At 71.8% G+C, this 15,619-nt stretch carries 15 protein-coding genes; 11 read left to right on the top strand and 4 right to left on the bottom strand.

Annotated elements, in window-relative coordinates; all coding sequences use genetic code 11:
• Positions 1 to 109: 109 nt before the first annotated feature.
• Entirely contained in the window at positions 110 to 985 is an 876-nt protein-coding gene (locus C8E83_RS16280; RefSeq protein ID WP_121371108.1) for an NAD-dependent epimerase/dehydratase family protein, read from the bottom strand.
• Positions 986 to 1,062: 77 nt separating this feature from the next.
• Here C8E83_RS16280 and C8E83_RS16275 point away from each other — a divergent pair, with 77 nt between their 5' ends.
• A complete protein-coding gene (locus tag C8E83_RS16275) occupies positions 1,063 to 1,881 on the top strand; it encodes an HAD-IIA family hydrolase (RefSeq protein WP_121371106.1) in 819 nt (272 codons plus the stop codon).
• A gap of 58 nt (positions 1,882 to 1,939) precedes the next feature.
• Here the strand turns inward: C8E83_RS16275 and C8E83_RS20050 are convergent, their stop codons facing one another.
• Together C8E83_RS20050 and pyrE are read right to left on the bottom strand one after the other, a co-directional pair.
• Positions 1,940 to 4,708 (bottom strand): hypothetical protein, encoded by a 2,769-nt coding sequence (locus C8E83_RS20050; protein ID WP_121371104.1) that lies wholly within the window; start codon positions 4,706 to 4,708, stop codon positions 1,940 to 1,942.
• Positions 4,705 to 5,256: an orotate phosphoribosyltransferase gene (gene pyrE / locus C8E83_RS16265; RefSeq protein WP_121371102.1), complete on the bottom strand. Its 552-nt coding sequence runs from the start codon at positions 5,254 to 5,256 to the stop codon at positions 4,705 to 4,707. The genes C8E83_RS20050 and pyrE overlap by 4 nt, the downstream gene beginning before the upstream one ends.
• Before the next feature lie 138 nt (positions 5,257 to 5,394).
• On the opposite strand from pyrE, the gene C8E83_RS16260 reads away from it, so the two are divergent.
• From C8E83_RS16260 to C8E83_RS16240, 5 genes are all read left to right on the top strand, one after another.
• A complete protein-coding gene (locus tag C8E83_RS16260; RefSeq protein WP_121371100.1) occupies positions 5,395 to 6,234 on the top strand; it encodes an exodeoxyribonuclease III in 840 nt (279 codons plus the stop codon).
• Positions 6,235 to 6,252: 18 nt separating this feature from the next.
• The gene (locus C8E83_RS16255; RefSeq protein WP_121371098.1) at positions 6,253 to 7,068 is read left to right on the top strand and encodes an alpha/beta fold hydrolase; all 816 of its coding nucleotides are present in this window, start codon (positions 6,253 to 6,255) and stop codon (positions 7,066 to 7,068) included.
• 81 nt (positions 7,069 to 7,149) lie between these two features.
• Positions 7,150 to 8,199, top strand: a complete 1,050-nt coding sequence (locus C8E83_RS16250) for a threonine aldolase family protein (protein WP_121371096.1) — start codon at positions 7,150 to 7,152, stop codon at positions 8,197 to 8,199.
• Positions 8,196 to 8,597, top strand: coding sequence for a hypothetical protein (locus C8E83_RS16245; RefSeq protein WP_121371094.1), 402 nt, complete (start codon positions 8,196 to 8,198; stop codon positions 8,595 to 8,597). Before C8E83_RS16250 ends, C8E83_RS16245 begins: the two co-directional genes overlap by 4 nt.
• 136 nt (positions 8,598 to 8,733) lie before the next feature.
• Positions 8,734 to 9,330, top strand: a complete 597-nt coding sequence (locus C8E83_RS16240; RefSeq protein ID WP_121371092.1) for a nitroreductase family protein — start codon at positions 8,734 to 8,736, stop codon at positions 9,328 to 9,330.
• Between the two features lie 54 nt (positions 9,331 to 9,384).
• On the opposite strand, the gene C8E83_RS16235 is transcribed toward C8E83_RS16240, so the two are convergent.
• Entirely contained in the window at positions 9,385 to 10,005 is a 621-nt protein-coding gene (locus C8E83_RS16235) for a phosphoribosylanthranilate isomerase (RefSeq protein WP_121371090.1), read from the bottom strand.
• Between the two features lie 109 nt (positions 10,006 to 10,114).
• Here C8E83_RS16235 and C8E83_RS16230 point away from each other — a divergent pair, with 109 nt between their 5' ends.
• The 5 genes from C8E83_RS16230 to C8E83_RS19615 all read left to right on the top strand — a co-directional run bounded on the left by C8E83_RS16230 (position 10,115) and on the right by C8E83_RS19615 (position 15,568).
• The gene (locus C8E83_RS16230) at positions 10,115 to 11,140 is read left to right on the top strand and encodes a hypothetical protein (RefSeq protein WP_121371089.1); all 1,026 of its coding nucleotides are present in this window, start codon (positions 10,115 to 10,117) and stop codon (positions 11,138 to 11,140) included.
• 84 nt (positions 11,141 to 11,224) lie between these two features.
• Entirely contained in the window at positions 11,225 to 12,292 is a 1,068-nt protein-coding gene (locus tag C8E83_RS16225; protein ID WP_121371087.1) for an MraY family glycosyltransferase, read from the top strand.
• Positions 12,289 to 13,257, top strand: coding sequence for an NAD-dependent epimerase/dehydratase family protein (locus C8E83_RS16220; RefSeq protein ID WP_170159975.1), 969 nt, complete (start codon positions 12,289 to 12,291; stop codon positions 13,255 to 13,257). Before C8E83_RS16225 ends, C8E83_RS16220 begins: the two co-directional genes overlap by 4 nt.
• Positions 13,254 to 14,477 (top strand): lipopolysaccharide biosynthesis protein, encoded by a 1,224-nt coding sequence (locus C8E83_RS19620; RefSeq protein WP_170159974.1) that lies wholly within the window; start codon positions 13,254 to 13,256, stop codon positions 14,475 to 14,477. The genes C8E83_RS16220 and C8E83_RS19620 overlap by 4 nt, the downstream gene beginning before the upstream one ends.
• Positions 14,474 to 15,568: an EpsG family protein gene (locus tag C8E83_RS19615; protein ID WP_170159973.1), complete on the top strand. Its 1,095-nt coding sequence runs from the start codon at positions 14,474 to 14,476 to the stop codon at positions 15,566 to 15,568. The genes C8E83_RS19620 and C8E83_RS19615 overlap by 4 nt, the downstream gene beginning before the upstream one ends.
• The last annotated feature ends 51 nt before the right edge of the window (positions 15,569 to 15,619 follow it).

Genomic DNA, 15,619 nt, shown 5'->3' with positions numbered 1-15,619 from the left:
TCGTCGTGTCGTCGATCGCCGCTGTGCCCTTGATCGGCGTCGTGCCCTCTAACGCCTCCGTGTCGTCGCTCACACCCCATTGTTGCAAGCGTGCAGGAGCCCGGCGACCTCAGGCCAGGATGCTCGCAGGGGCGAAGCCGAGCACGCGTCGGGCCAGGCTGATGTCGGCGCACGAATAGCTGGAGCGCGCTGCGGTCTCGCGCCAGGCGATCACGACCCTGCGTGACAGCGAGGCGACGAGTTCTCGATTCGAGACGGCGGTGCCCGAGCCGATGTTGATGACGTCGGGCAGGTCGCCCGGCGACTCCAGGACTCGCAGTACGGCGTCGGCGGTGTCGCGCGAGCTGACGTAGTCGCGCCGGAAGCCGTCGAGGCCAGCGAGCCCGACGGGCTCGGCCGCGCGCGAGTGCAGGAGGCGCTGGACGAGTGACCGCGAGAAGCCGTCGCCGTACACGTTGAAGATTCGCAGGGCCGTCGCACGGAGCGGCGAGTGCGAGCTGTTCCACGCGGAGACCACCGCCTCGGCGGCGACCTTGGTCTCGGCGTAGAGCGTACGGGGGTCGAGCGGGTGGTCCTCGCGCGCCGGCACGTCGTACGCGTCGCCGTAGACCGCCGAGCTCGACGGCACGACGACCCGCTCGACGCCGCAGCTCTGGCCCTCCTCGAGCACCCAGCCCAGGCTCGTCGCGTGCACGAGGCGAGCCAGCTCGGGGTCGGCGCCGCAGAGCTCGGGCTCGACGCCGGCGGCGATCACCACGGCGCGCGGCCTCACCAGCCTGATCGCCGCGCGCACCGAGGCCTCGTCGGCGAGGTCGACGGTCACGGCGGGTCGCGTCGAGGTCGCAGGATCCGGCCGACGGCCGCCCCGGACGACGTCCCACCGCCTGGTGGCGCCCAGCGCCGAAACGACACTCGCGCCTAGGGCCCCGGATGCGCCGACGACGAGCACACGATCGTGGGCGGCGGGCTCTCGGGACTCGGGCATGACCCCAGTCTACTGTCTGATATTTATATCCTCAACGGTGGAATCGGCTGCACCGGCCGGAGCGCTACGCTTCACGCATGGCTCCCCGCGACGAGGTCGAATGCTGGCTGACCGACATGGACGGCGTGCTCGTCCACGAGAACCAGGCCCTGCCGGGCGCCGCCGAACTGATCCAGCAGTGGCAGGACGAAGGCACGCCCTACCTGGTGCTGACCAACAACTCGATCTTCACGCCGCGTGACCTCAGTGCTCGACTCCGCGCCTCGGGGCTCGAGGTGCCGGAGGACCGCATCTGGACCTCCGCGCTCGCGACCGCCGACTTCTGCCGCTCGCAGATCCCCGGCGGCTCGGCCTTCGTCATCGGCGAGGCCGGCATGACGACGGCGCTCCACGAGGCCGGCTTCATCATGACCGAGACGGCGCCCGACTACGTCGTCGTCGGCGAGACCCGCAACTACTCGTTCGAGGCGATCACGAAGGCCGCGCGCCTCATCATGGGCGGCGCGCGCTTCATCGTGACGAACCCCGACGCGACCGGCCCGAGCGCCGAAGGGATCCTGCCCGCCACCGGCGCGATCGCCGCCATGATCACGAAGGTCACCGGCAAGGAGCCCTACGTGGTCGGCAAGCCGAACCCGATGATGTTCCGCTCGGCCATGAACCGCATCGGGGCGCACTCCGAGAACACCGCGATGATCGGCGACCGCATGGACACCGACATCATCGCCGGCATCGAGGCAGGCCTCCACACCGTCCTCGTGCTGACCGGGATCAGCGACCAGGCCGAGATCGAGCGCTACCCGTTCCGGCCGACCGAGATCGTGGCGGGGGTCCACGAGCTCGTGCGCGCGGAGCCGACCCTCAACGAGGGGCCGGACGCCGACGGGCGGCTGTAGCCGGGAGCGTCTCGGATCCTGCGCCCTGAGCGCCTGAGCCGGGCGGCGCCGGCCGGCCCTACGAACCCGCCTTCAGGCTGCCGTCGATGGCCTGGCCGGACGCACGGCTGACGAAGCAGTAGTACGAGCGGTTGCCGGCGTCCCACTGGGCCTGCGTCGCGGGGTAGCTCTCGGACACCTGGATGTCGGTGTACGCGGCGGCCTTGCTGAAGTCGATCACGGTGTTCGACTGGCACAGCGGCGCGATCTGCGCGGCGAGCGCGGCCGAGCCGGGGAAGGTCGTGGCCGTCACCGAGCCCTTGGCGATCATCTGCGCCGCGTGCGCCGTCGAGCAGTCGACGACGTCGTAGGTCTGCTGCCAGGCGTTCGAGAACGACGAGAGGCATTCGCCGCCGTTGAGCTCGTTCCACTGGTGCGTGCCCGGAGACGCCGGGCCGCTCGCCGCCGTGGAGGAGGGCGAGGGGGTGCTCGTCTTCGTCGGCGTCGGGGTGGGCTTCGGCGTGCTCGCGGCGGACGTCGTCGGAGGCGCGGCCGGCGTCGCGCCGTTGCTCGCCAGCGACCGGCCGAGCAGGAACAGGAGGAGCACGGCGAGCACGACGACGAACGCGGCGACGATGCCGATGAACAGCAGGAGCCGGCGCTCGCGCGGCCACGACGCGAACCCTCCGCCCGCGCCCGAGCCTCCGCCGGACGACCCGCCGCTCTCGCCGGGGGCGGGCTGCCAGGCCGGTGTCGCCGGGGTGGACCCCTGCGGCGAGTACGCGGGTGCGGCGGCGGCCCACGAGGCGGGGACGTTGGCGGCATCGATCGGGGTCACCGACCGCGAGCTCGGACCGCGATAGACGGCGGGCGGGGTGAAGCGATTCGCCGTCGGGTCGTCGGACGTCGACGGGTAGTACGCGGTGGTGGGCGCGTCGCCGGCGGCGGGTGGCGTCGTCGGCTCGGGGGCGACGGGCATGAGCTGGGTGGCGAAGGGGTCGTCGGTCGGCTCGGCGGCGGCGGCGGGCTCCGCTGCTTCCGCGGCGGGCGCGGGCTCGAGCCCGGACGCCGCGGCTTCGGCGAGCGCGGCGCGTTCGGCCGCGGCGCGCTGCTCCTCCTCGGTGAGTGCGGGCGGAATCGGGTCGCGCACCTCGTCGGCCCACGAGCTGTCCGGGCCGCCGGACTCGGTGGGGACGATCGGCCAGGCGGCGGTGGCCTCGGGGTCGGCATGCGGCGCCGCGGCGGTGTCGGCGGAGTCGTCGAGCTGGTCGCCGAACAGAGCCTGGAACGGGTCCGTGAGGGGGCTCGAGGCGTCGTCCCAGCCCGCGGGTGTCGCGGCCGGAGGGGTCGCAGGAGCCGGGGACGGCGCGGCGGGGCCGGACTCGGCCGGCCCGTCGAAGGCCGGGGCGGGCTCGGCCTCCGCCGAGACCGCAGGCGCAGCCGACTCGTCGGAGGCCGGGGCATCCCAGTCGTCGTCGTCCGCGAGCGACCAGACCGTGGTCGGCGTGGACTCGTCGGGCAGCGGAGGCTCGCCCGCGGGCGACGCGGCGGGGGCTGCCGGTGCATCGTCCTGCGGGATCAGCCCCAGAAGTTCGGTGAAGGTCGCCGGGCGGCGCTCGTCGGGCGCGGACGGCTCCGCGTCGGCGGGCTCGGGGTCGGCGGGCTGCGCTTCGGCAGGACCGGCGTCAACGGGCTCGGCGGCGGCGGACTCGACGTCGGCGGGCTGCGCTTCGGCGGCCGCGACGTCGTCCCCGAGCGACCATGCTGCCGTCGGGGCGGCGGACTCGGCGGTCGGCTCGGCCTCGGGCTCGGCGGGTGTCGCGGGCTCCTGCGCCCCGGGGTCGACGACGTCGTGGTGGAGGCCGGGGAGGCTGATCTCGGAGGTGCGCGGCTCGGGCAGCTCGCTCCAGTTGAAGCTGGCCGGCTCGGCGGACGGCACGGGAGCGGCCTCGGGCACCGAGATGAGCTCGGTGAACGACGTCGGGCCCGCGGTCTCGGGCGCGGGGTCGTCGACGCCGGGGCTCGCGAAAGCCTCGGCGGGGTCGACCGCCTCGGCGGGGTCGACGGACTCAGGCGGCGTGGCGACGTGGGGCACCGACGCGGTGGGCGTCGACCCGAACAGCGCCCCGAAGGCCGCCGTCGGAGTCTCGCCCGCGGCGTCGTGCGTGGGCAGCGCACCCGTGTCGAGCACCGGAGCGTCGTCACCCAGGTGCCACGGCTGCGGCGGCGGGCCGGCCTCGTCGGGCTGGCGGGGCGATCCGACCAGGTCCTCGCCGCCCTGAAGCGCCGAGAGATCGAGCGCCATCGGGTGCGGCGCGGTCGACGTCACCCGCTCGCTCGGGGCGGGCGGCACGGCGAAAGCCGGTGCCGAGGGTGCGGTCTCGACGGCGTCGGCCTCGGGCGCAGGAGCAGCGGAGGCCTCCTCGGCAGGGGCCTCCTCCGCCGGCTCCTCCCGCGGCAGCCCCGCCGGCGGCTCGACGGCGGCAGGCGTCACGGGCGCGGCGGCCGGAGTGCTCGGCGCGGCCGGCGTCGCGGGGGCGCCGGGAGCCGACGCCGGCGGCTCGACGTGCGCCGAGTGCCGCGGCGCCCGGGGCTCGCCGAAGTACGACGACGCCGACGGGAGGCGGCGCGACACGATCGGAATCGTCTGCCCGAACTCCGGCTCGACGTCGTCGTCCGAGAGCGGGGTCGTGGGCGCCGGCGACTCGGGCCCGGACGACGGCTGCGGCTCCCCGGGCGCACCGAGCGCCGACGAGGGCGTGTCGGTCGCGGACGCGTTCGGATCCTGCGCCCTGGCCTCGCTCTCGTCGCCCGGCGTCTCGTCGCCGAAGGGCCGCTCGTCGCTCACGGCTCGAGCCCGAGGTCTTCCAGGCCGATCGCGGCGAAGTAGGGGTAGCCGGCCTTCTCGATGACCTCGCGGGCGCCGGTGGCCCGGTCGACGACGACGGCGACGCCGACCACTTCGGCGCCGACCTTCTTCAGCGCCTCGATCGCCTTCAGCGGCGAGCCGCCCGTGGTCGAGGTGTCTTCGAGCACGATGACGCGCTTGCCCTCGAGCTCGGGGCCCTCGACCTGGCGCCCGCGGCCGTGGTCTTTGGGCTCTTTGCGGACGACGAAGGCGTCGTAGGTCTTGCCGAGGGCGACGCCCTGGTGCAGGACGGCCGCTGCGATCGGGTCGGCGCCCATCGTCAGGCCGCCGACGGCGAAGACATCGGGGACGTCTTCGATCAGGTCGACCATCACCTGGCCGATCAGCGGGGCGACGCGGTGGTCCAGGCTCACCTTGCGCAGGTCGACGTAGTACGTCGCCTTCTTGCCGCTGGTCAGCGTGAAGTCGCCGTGGAAGACGGCGAGCTCCGAGATGTAGTCGATGAGCTTCTGGCGTGCGTCGGTCACGCCGCCATGGTACCTGCCCCTGCAATATCGCACTCCTCACCGTGGCCTGATCGGCTGTGGCCGGGCGTGACGGCCGACACGGGCCCGAGCCTCGGGATCGGTCACCGGGGCGTCGGTGGCGGGCGATACCGTGTTCTCATGCGTGTCGCCACCTGGAACGTCAACTCCATCCGCGCCCGGGCGGGCCGTGTCGTCGACTGGCTCGTCCGAGAGGACGTCGACGTGCTCGGCATGCAGGAGATCAAGTGCAAGCCCGAGCAGTTCCCCTACGACCTCTTCACCGAGGCGGGCTACGACATCGAGCTGCACGGCCTCAGCCAGTGGAACGGCGTGGCGTTCGCCAGCCGACTGCCGATGAGCGACGTCGAGATCACCTTCCCGTCGCAGCCCGGCTTCGCCAAGGGCGTCGAGTCCGCCGACGCGCCGAAGGAGGCGCGGGCGATCGGCGTCACGGTCGACGGGGTGCGGCTGTGGAGCCTCTACGTTCCCAACGGCCGCGAGCTCGACGACCCGCACTACGCCTACAAGCTCGACTGGCTGGCGCGCCTCCGCGACGAGACCGAGGGCTGGCTGAAGGCGCAGCCCGACCTCCCGCTGGCGCTCATGGGCGACTGGAATGTCGCGCCGCTCGACACCGACGTGTGGGATCCCGCGGTGTTCGAGGGCCACACGCACACCAGCCCGCCCGAGCGCGCCGCCTTCGCCGCCTTCCAGGAGCCAGGGCTGCTGGCGGACGTCGTTCGCCCCCGCCTGCCCGACGGCTACACCTACTGGGACTACAAGCAACTCCGCTTCCCGCGCAACGAAGGAATGCGCATCGACTTCATCCTCGGGTCGAAGCCGTTCGCCGACCTCGTCACGAGTGCGCGCATCGACCGCAACGAGCGGAAGGGCGACGCCCCCAGCGACCACGTCCCGGTCGTCGTCGACCTCGCGGTCGACTCGGGCGACGACGACGACCGCCCGATGATCTTCTGACCGGGCTAGCCTCGGGTCATGCCTGAGCTGACACTCCCCGGCGCCCGCATCCACTACGAGGTGGAGGGCCGCGACGACGGCCCTGCGGTCGTCCTGATCCACGCCGGCGTCGCCAGCCTGCGCATGTGGGACGACCTCGTGCCGAGCCTCGCCGCGACCCATCGGATCCTGCGCTACGACACCCGCGGCTTCGGCCGCTCGATGGCCGACGACGGCGACTTCAGCGACCTCGACGACCTGCTGGCCGTGATGGACGCGGCGGGGTTCGAGAAGGCGACCCTCATCGGCGCGTCGAGGGGCGGCAGGATCGCGATCGACGCCGCGGTCGAAGCTCCTCGTAGGGTTACCGGCCTCGTCACGATCGGCTCCACGCCCAGCGGATTTCCCGACACCGAGCTGACCGAACGCGAGAACGAGCTCTTCGACGAGCTCGACGAGTTGCTCGCCGCCGGGCGTTTCGACGAGATGTACCGGCGCGAGGCTGAGCTCTGGGCGGTGGGCCCGACCCGCGACGTCGTCGAGGTCGACGACCACTTCCTGCAGCTGGCCTACGCGCTGAACGCCGAGAACGTGAAGCAGGCCACGGTCAAGGCCAGACCCCTCCAGATCGAGCCGCCCGCCTACGACCGCACGGTCGACATCGAGGTGCCCGCCCTCTTCGTGATCGGCGAGCACGACCTCGCGGGCGAGATCGCCGCGACCGAGTACCTCCTGTCGACGGTGCCCGACTCGACCGAGGCCCGGTTCCCCGACTCGGCTCACCTGCCGAGCGTCGAGCGGCCGGAGGAGTTCGCGCGAGCCCTCGGAGGGTGGCTGGCCGAGCACGGTCTGTGAGGGCGGGTACCTGATCCTGCGCCTCGAGCCTCGGGCCTGGACGGACCTCCCGGCCGCGTGCGGGAGAATGCCGGAGTGAGCATGCTGCACGACCCCGCCCTGAAGAGCTTCGCGTCCGACAACTACTCGGGGGTGCACCCCGAGGTGATGCAGGCGGTGGCCGACGCGAACGGCGGCCACGTCGGGTCGTACGGCGCCGACCCCTACACCGCGCGCTTCGCCGAGCTCGTCGTGCAGCACTTCGGCGAGGGCTCGACCGTCCACCCGGTGCTCACCGGAACGGGCGCGAACGTCGTGGCGCTGCAGGCCCTCGTGCCGCGGTGGGGCGCGGTGATCTGCGCGACGACCGCGCACGTCTACACCGACGAGGGCGGGGCTCCCGAGCGTCTCGGCGGCATCAAGCTGCTCACCGTGCCGACGCCCGACGGCAAGCTCACGCCCGAGCTCGTCGACCGGCAGGCCTACGGCTGGGGCGACCAGCAGAGGCCGCAGCCCCTCGCCGTCACGATCACGCAGACGACCGAGATGGGCACGGCCTACACGGTCGACGAGATCCGCGCGATCACGGCGCATGCGCACTCGCTCGGCATGCGAGTCCACCTCGACGGCGCCAGGATCGCCAACGCCGCCGCCACCCTCGGCACGGGCCTGCGCGAGTTCACTCGCGACGCCGGCGTCGACGTCGTCTCGTTCGGCGGCACCAAGAACGGGCTCATGCTCGGCGAGTCGGTCGTCAGCCTCACCGACGTCGAGCTGCCCGGCATCACCTACATCCGCAAGATGGACGCCCAGCTCGCCTCCAAGCTCCGCTTCGTCTCGGCGCAGTACGTCGCGCTGCTCGAAGGCGACCTCTGGCTGCGCTCCGCCACGCACTCGAACGCGATGGCGACCCGGCTGCGCGATGGCCTCGTCGGGCTGCCCGGCGTGACGGTGACGCAGGCGGTCGAGGCCAACGCGGTGTTCGCGATCCTGCCGAAGCACGCCATCGAGCCCGTCCGTGCGAAGCACCGTTTCTACGACTGGAACCGCGACACCGGCGAGGTCCGCCTCATGTGCTCGTTCGACACCACCGAGGCCGACGTCGACGCTCTGCTGGCCTCCGTCCGCGCCGAGATCGAGGCAGCCGCGTGACCGACCCCCGCTTCAGGCCGCAGGAGCACCGTGACACCACGACCGTCGAATCCCTGGGCCGCTACCCCGGCCGCCGCCGCCCTCGCAAGGGTGACCTCGTCCTCACGATCATCCTCTCGGTGGTGCTCTACGCCCTCACGGAGCAGTACGTCGTCTATGCGATCGACCGGGGGCACCAGCACGCCGCCTTCACGGGGGGCCTGACGCTCGCGACGATCCTCGCGGTGGTGGCGCCCCTGGTGCTGGCGGTGTTCTCGACCGTGTTCTCGATCCTCCTGATCCTGCGGCGGCGGCTGGCGTTCTGGCTGCCGGTCATGGCCATGATCCTCATCGTCGCGCTCTACTCGGTGACCGGCGCCATGCTCGACCAGGCGGTGCTGAACCACTCCGTCGGCTAGGCGCCCCGGAGCACCTCCACCCGACACCTGTTGCGGGCATAGTTCCGCCGCGTAGGGTGTTGCATGCATCGAAGCTCCTCAAGGGTGCGGGGCTCGCGAACGATTCCCCGCAAGCCAGCACTCACGAGAAGGCACGATGACCACGACCGACCTGAGCTCCACCACCCGCACATCCGACACCAGCGTGCCGCTGGTCCCGCTCCTCGACGAGCGCTGGAGCCCCCGCTCCTACGACCCCCGGGCCACCATCTCGGACGAGCAGCTCACCGCCCTCCTCGAGGCAGCGCGCTGGGCTCCGTCGGCCTCCAACCAGCAGCCCCGACGCTTCCTCGTCGGCCGGCGCGGCACCGCGACCTTCGAGACGATCCTCGCCAACCTGATGGGCTTCAACACCGTCTGGGCCGGCAACGCCGCCGCCCTGCTCGTCGCGGTCGCCGAGACCACGGACGCCGAGGGCAAGCCGCGCGCCTGGGCCCAGTACGACCTCGGCCTCGCCGTGTCCGCCCTGAGCGTGCAGGCGCACGCCGAGGGCCTCCACACCCACCAGATGGCCGGCATCGAGGTCGAGGGCCTGCGCGCCGCTTTCCACCTGGCGCCCAACCTGCTGCCCGTCACCGTCACCGCGATCGGCGTCGTCGACACGGCCGACAAGCTGCCCGAGAAGCTGGCCGAGCGCGAGGTACTGCCGCGCACCCGCCTCGCGCTGGACGAGCTGGTGCTCGCCCGCGACTGAGCCGCGACCTGTTTCTTCGACGCCGTCGCCCCTCGGGGCGGCGGCGTTCGTCGTTCACGCGCGCGCGGCGGCCAGGAACTCGCGGATCAGTTCGGGGTCCTTCACACCGCGCGCGATCTCGACGCCGCTCGACACGTCGACGCCGCCGGGTCGGAGCGCTTCGGCGAGCGCCGCCACGTTGCCCGGTCGCAGGCCACCGGCGAGGATCCAGCCGGACGGAGGCTCGACGCCGGTGAGCGCGTCGGCGTCGAAGGTCTCGCCGGCCCCGGGATCGGGTGCGTCGAGGAGGAGGCGAGCGTCGCCGTAGAGCTCTCGGTGCTCCTGCGCCTCGAGCCCGTAGGTCTCGGCGCTCGTGGCACGGATGACGCCGAACCCGGCCGACCGCACAGCGTCGAAGACGTCGGGTGCCTCGCCGCCGTGCAATTGGACCGTCTGCACACCGGCGGTTCGAGCCGATGCGATCACCTCGACAGCGGTCTGGCCACGGAAGACGCCGACGCTCTCGACCCCGTCGGGCACCAGCGCCGCGAGAGCCGACGCTGCCTCGGGCGAGACCGTTCGAGGGCTGCCCGGGGCGAGCACGAAGCCCACGGCATCGGCACCGCCGAGGACGGCCGCGGAGACCGCCTCTGCCGTCGAGAGGCCGCAGATCTTGACCCAGAGCGTCGTCGTCACGTCGATCAGTCTGCCATCGACAGGAGATTCCGTCTAGTACTTGATATGCCTCGTTTTTCACGCCAGCCTGTCTGACGCCGGATCCGTACCCCCGGCAGAAACGAGAATCGTGAATCGCCTCCGCAGCGCAGCAGCCGGCCTCACCACACTGGGCATCGCAGCCCTCCTCGCCGCCTCGACGAGCATCGCTCCAGCCTCGGCCAAACAAGAGGCCATGCTGGTCCCCCTGATCTTCGGCACGAAGGATCCCAGCCTCTACTTCGCCTTCGACGACGACCTCCAGGCCGTCGGCTATCTGTCGCTCGACGAGGCCCGACGGAAGGCCGGCTGGGTGCACGTCGACGCCCTCTCCGAGCCGACCAAGGTGGTCCTCGCCGACGGCTCATGCCTGACGAACATCGCCGACGGCACCGGCCAGCGCGCGGCCGCCCGCCCCTGTGCGTCCCCGACTCCGTCTCGACAGCTGTGGACCGTCAACGCCTCCATGCTGTCCACCGCAGACCCCGTGGTCGCGGGGCAGCCGGCCCTCACCTACGCGTACCCGACGTCGCTCGGCATCGCGATGCTCGCGGCCGGCGCCCAGTACACGATCTTCAAGGGCGCCGAGAACAGGATGCTCCCCCTCCGGGCGACCGTCTCGTCGGTCGACTCGGCGGCGCGTACCGCTGCGATCACCGGCCGCGCGCGCCCGAACTCGACCATCCTCATCGACGGCGACCCGACCCTAAGAGTCCCGGTGGCGAACGACGGAGTGTGGTCGTACTCGGCGACGGCGCTCCAGCCCGGGCGGACTCGCATCACCTTCGAGGAGTGGGTCGGCACGGACCGCACGGACTCCGTCACGGTCGCCGTCGACCTGGCGGTCGACTCGACGTTCCGTCTCACGTCGCCCGCCTCCGGTTCGACGTTCACCCCAGGCCACCTCGAGTTCACGGGCACGGGGACACCAGGAGCCGAGGTCTCGATCACCGCGACCAACTTCAGCACCGGCGTGGTCACCACCACCGTCGACGACACCGGTCACTGGAGCTTCCTCCGCGTCATGGGAGACGGCGCCTACGTGTTCGACATCACGCAGACCGCAGGAGGCGTGTCGACGACGATCACGGGCGTCACCCTCACACCCGCCTCCTGACAGGGCTGTTCTCGAACCGATCAATCTGATATTCTGGATGTATCATGTAACAATCGATGCCGAGAGCAGGGAGCCCGACCGCGCATGGATCACAACCTCATCCTCGTGCCAGCAGTCGCTCTGCTCGTGGGTCTCGGGGCACCGGCCCTCCTCCGGCCGCTGCTCCGGTCCCTCGGCACCTATGACACGCCGAATCACCGATCGTCGCATTCGACGACCGTCCTCCGAGGCGGCGGCATCGCCCCCGCGGGCGGTGTCGTCGCCGCGGTCGCCGCAGCCTGGGCCATCCTGTTCGGCCACACCCCGCACGGAGTGGCCATCGTCGCACTGACCGTCCTGTCGGCCGCTGTCCTCGGCGCCCTCGAAGACATCCGGGGTGTGAGCGTGCGCGTCCGCGCCGCCTGCCAGCTGGCGATCGGACTCGGCTGCTCCCTCAGCGTCGTCCTCGTCCACGGTGCACCGTGGTGGCTCGCGCCGCTGGGAGCGATCGCCGTCGCCGGCTACATCAACGTCGCCAACTTCATGGACGGCGTGAACGGCATCTCGTCACTGCACGGGCTGGCCACTGGCGGTGTCTTCGCACTCGTCGGCGCGGTCACGCAGACCTCGTGGCTCGTCGTGGCCGGGCTCGCTCTCGCAGCCGCCTATCTCGCGTTCCTGCCCTGGAACCTCTTCGGGCGCCGCATGTTCCTCGGCGACGTCGGAAGCTACGCGCTCGGCGCCGCGGTCGCGTCGCTGAGTCTGGTGGCGGTCGCCACCGGCGTCCCTCCGCTGGCCGCGCTCGCCCCGCTCGCCGTCTACCTGGCCGACACCGCATCGACATTCTTCCGCAGGCTCGCGCGAGGTGCCTCCTGGCACGAGGCGCACCGCGAACACGCCTACCAGGCTCACGTCGTGGCAGGCCGCAGCCACCTCTTCTCGGCCGCGCTCACCTTCGTCCTCACCGTCGGCTGCGGACTCCTCGGTCTCGCCTCCCTCGGCGCCACGCCGTTCGGCGTCGCAGCCTGCCTGGCAGGCGTCCTCGCGCTCGGTGTCGTGCACGTCGTCCTGCCGCGCGCGCTCTCCGCCTTCAGCGCCGACGCGGACACGTCTTCCGCGTCGAGTCCGGCGACGGCCGCCGCACGCGTGCCGACTGCGACGGGCGCACCGTGAACGTCGAGCGCACCGAATGGGCCGTCGTCGGCGCCACCGGCTTCGTCGGGCGCGCCGTCGCCGCGCGTCTCCGCGCGGCCGGTCACCAGGTCCGCGAGGTGCCGACGCCGCGCCTCCGAGCCGAGCCGACCCTCAGCGCCGCGGGCATCGCGAGGCGCGCCGAGGCCGAAGCCGGCTCGGCGTTGACCGCCGCCCTGGCCGGCGCTCGCGTGATCGTCATCGCTGGTGGCCTCGCAACCCCCGACGCCGCAGAGAGCGATGTGCTGACTGGCGCCAACGCGCTCGTGCCGGCCACGATCCTGCGTGCGGCCGCCGCCGCCGGCGTCTCTCGTGTCATCCACCTCAGCTCCGCCGCCGTTCTCGGTCACGCCCCTGAGCTGTCAGCCGACGAACCCACGTTCCCGTTCAGCCCGTATTCGCGCAGCAAGGCGCTCGGCGAGGCCGCTCTGCTCGAGACCCTCGACCGACTGGGCCACTCGGCACCGCGCCTCACGATCGTGCGTGCCACCTCGGTGCAGGGTCCGGGCCGCCCCACGACTCTCGCGCTGCAGCGCGTGGCTCGATCGCGCCTCGCCTCGGTGGCCTCGCCGGGCACTCAGCCGAGTGCCGTGAGCTCGATCGACGGGCTCGTGGACCTCATCCACTCCGCCGGAGTCCTTCCCGACCCCCCGACCATCGCACTGCAGCCCTGGGAGGGGGCGAGTGCGGCGTCGGTGCTCCACGCGGCGGGCGGCAGGCCCCCGATCGTGCTTCCCGCGATCCTGTGCCGCATCGTCGTCGCCCTCGGCGAGGGCGTCGGCCGGCTCGGAAGCGCCCGCGCGCGAGGTCTCACACGACGCCTCGAGATGATGTGGTTCGGGCAGCGACAGCCCGCGACCTGGCCGGACTACGACGAATCCCCCTGCCCCGACCGCCTGCACGAGCTCCTGGCGGCACCATCCGAGCGAGAGTCCGCGACGCGATGAACCGCCGCCTCACTCCGGTGTTCCTCATGGCGGCGAGCGCCTCCCGGTACGCCGCGCAACTCGGCGTGCTCGTGATCGTCGTTCGCGTCTTCGGCAGCGGGGCCGCAGGCGAGTACGCGCTGGCGCTCGCGGTCACGGCTCCGGGGTTCATCGTCCTCGACCTGGGGCTCCGGGATGTCCGGCTCACCCTGCACCGCCCTATCCCGGCCTCGCGCTACCTGGCGCTGAGGGCAGCCGCGAGCGGCACCGTTCTGCTCGTGACGGTCGTCATCGCCGTCGCGGTGGCGCCCGCGACGGCAGGGATCGTCGCAGCGGTGAGTCTGCAGAAAGTGGTCGACGCCTTCACCGATCTCCGGTCGGGATTCCTCCAGGCCGACCGTCGCGCGGGCCTCATCCCCGCCCTCACGGCCGGAACGGCCGCCTGCCAGCTCGCGGCCGTCGGCGTCTCGACTCTCGTGCACGCGACGCTGGTCCAGACTCTGCTCGCATCGGCGACGATGTCCGCGGTGGTCCTCGTCGCCCTCGGCCTGGTCCTGAGGTCCCCGGGCACCCGCGACAACGCCCGACCCGCATCCAGTCGACTCGCCGACTGGCGAACACTGCTCCGGGCCGGCCTCCCGACCGGACTCGCCTCCGGGCTCGTGACGCTCCTCACGGCGATCCCTCAGTACGTGTTGGCGGCTCACGCGTCGCCGACCGACCTCAGCGTGCTGTCCGTGCACCTCTACCTCATCGTCGCCCTCCAGGTCGTCGCCAGCGCGCTGGCTCAGTCCTGGCTTCCGCGTGCACGCGGTCTCGCGCTCGAGGGCCGGCTCACGGTCCGCGACGCCGCCCACGCGGGCCTGACGTGGGCGAGGATCACGACGCCCCTCGCTCTCGGGGCGGTCGTGGCGGGCGCGCTCCTGCTGCCGCTCGTCTTCACTCCCGACTACGCGCTCTCGCTCGCCGACGCCGCAGCGATCCTCCTCGCCGCGATCGCGCTGCCGCTGAACCTCGCGGGTGCCAATGCCCTCAGCTCGCTCAACCGGTACTCGTCCTCGCTGCTGGTCAGCGCCCTGACCACGTTGGCGGCACTCGCGCTCGCCCTGGCCATCGTCCCGTGGGCCGGACACACCGGGGCGCTCTGGGCCTACGTCCTCACCATCCCTGTGCGGGCGAGCCTCAGCGCACTGATCCTGGTCCGGGTGAATGCCGCACGCGTCTCGAGGGCGGCAGCGTGATCATCGCCCTCGGTCTCTCCTCCGCGTTCGCCAGCGTCCTTCCGCTGTGGAGCCGCGCGCGGTCGCTGCTGCGCTCCTCGGTGGTCGCCCTGATCCCGCTGACCGTCCTCGGCTGGTTCACCGTCGTCTACGCGCTCCAGGCCAATCCGGGAACACCCGACAAGTGGATCTACGTGCGAGAGCTGCGCGCCATTGGCGCCGGGACCCTCTCGCAGGCGTTCTCGGCGCGACTGACGACGTCCGGCGAGCCCGCGTACGTCATCTTCTTCTGGGTCCTGAGCCGACTCGGCATCGAATCGACGGGTCTCTTCGGCGTCGTAGGGCTGGTGAGCGTCGTCGCGGTCGTGCTCGGGGCGCGCCTCCTTCTGCCGACGTGGCGCCTTCCGCTGGTGCTCTTCGTCTCCGTGAGCCTGGGGTTCATGCCCTCGTTCGCCAGCGTGGTGGTGCGGCAGGGCATGGCGATGTCGTTCATGTTCATCGCCATCTGCCTGATCCTGCGCGGCCATCGATGGGCTTGGGCGCCGTTCCTCGCGGTGGCGACCCTGTTCCATCACTCCGTGCTGCCGCTGACGATCCTGCTCGCGCTCCTCGCGCTCATCCGACTTCCCCTCCGGGTGGCCCTCGTCGTCTGGGGCTTGGCCGCGGCGCTCTTCCTCACGGGTCTACAGACGCGGGTGCTGGGGCCGATCGCCACCGCGATGCCCGAGATCGCCGAGTACACCGACCCGTCGGTCGTCGCCCACTACACGGGAGGCGTCAATCGGCTCGACTTCCTCCTCTTGAGCGCGATCCTTCTCGCCACAGGACTCTTCTTCCGGCGACTGTCGACGACCCCCGCGTGGTACACCCGCTTGGTCACCCTGTTCGCGTGCCTCAACGTCTACTTCCTGCTCTTCGGCTTCATCGCCTATTCCGACCGGCTCGGCGCCTACTCCTGGCTGCTGGCACCGCTGCTCCTGGCTGCGCCTCTTGCGCGCAGCCAGAGCGCGCGATCGCGGGTCGCCACCGTCGGCGTCGTGGCGTTCGTCGTCGTCGCAGGATTCCGATTCGGCCATTACACCGACATGCTGGCGCTCGCGGCCGCGCACTAGTCATTCGCATTTATATCTGATATTCTATGGGCCAATGCCCGGTCACCCGAG

The sequence above is a fragment of the Frondihabitans australicus genome, assembly GCF_003634555.1.
Taxonomy (GTDB): domain Bacteria; phylum Actinomycetota; class Actinomycetes; order Actinomycetales; family Microbacteriaceae; genus Frondihabitans; species Frondihabitans australicus.
This window is presented reverse-complemented; position numbering and strand designations above follow the sequence as displayed.

Bases quoted from the DNA above. Each gene is read 5' to 3' on its own strand.
- C8E83_RS16280 (WP_121371108.1), bottom strand. From the start codon at position 985: ATGCCCGAGTCCCGAGAGCCCGCCGCCCACGATCGTGTGCTCGTCGTC.
- C8E83_RS16275 (WP_121371106.1), top strand. From the start codon at position 1,063: ATGGCTCCCCGCGACGAGGTCGAATGCTGGCTGACCGACATGGACGGC.
- C8E83_RS16260 (WP_121371100.1), top strand. From the start codon at position 5,395: ATGCGTGTCGCCACCTGGAACGTCAACTCCATCCGCGCCCGGGCGGGC.
- C8E83_RS16255 (WP_121371098.1), top strand. From the start codon at position 6,253: ATGCCTGAGCTGACACTCCCCGGCGCCCGCATCCACTACGAGGTGGAG.
- C8E83_RS16250 (WP_121371096.1), top strand. From the start codon at position 7,150: ATGCTGCACGACCCCGCCCTGAAGAGCTTCGCGTCCGACAACTACTCG.
- C8E83_RS16240 (WP_121371092.1), top strand. From the start codon at position 8,734: ATGACCACGACCGACCTGAGCTCCACCACCCGCACATCCGACACCAGC.
- C8E83_RS16225 (WP_121371087.1), top strand. From the start codon at position 11,225: ATGGATCACAACCTCATCCTCGTGCCAGCAGTCGCTCTGCTCGTGGGT.
- C8E83_RS19620 (WP_170159974.1), top strand. From the start codon at position 13,254: ATGAACCGCCGCCTCACTCCGGTGTTCCTCATGGCGGCGAGCGCCTCC.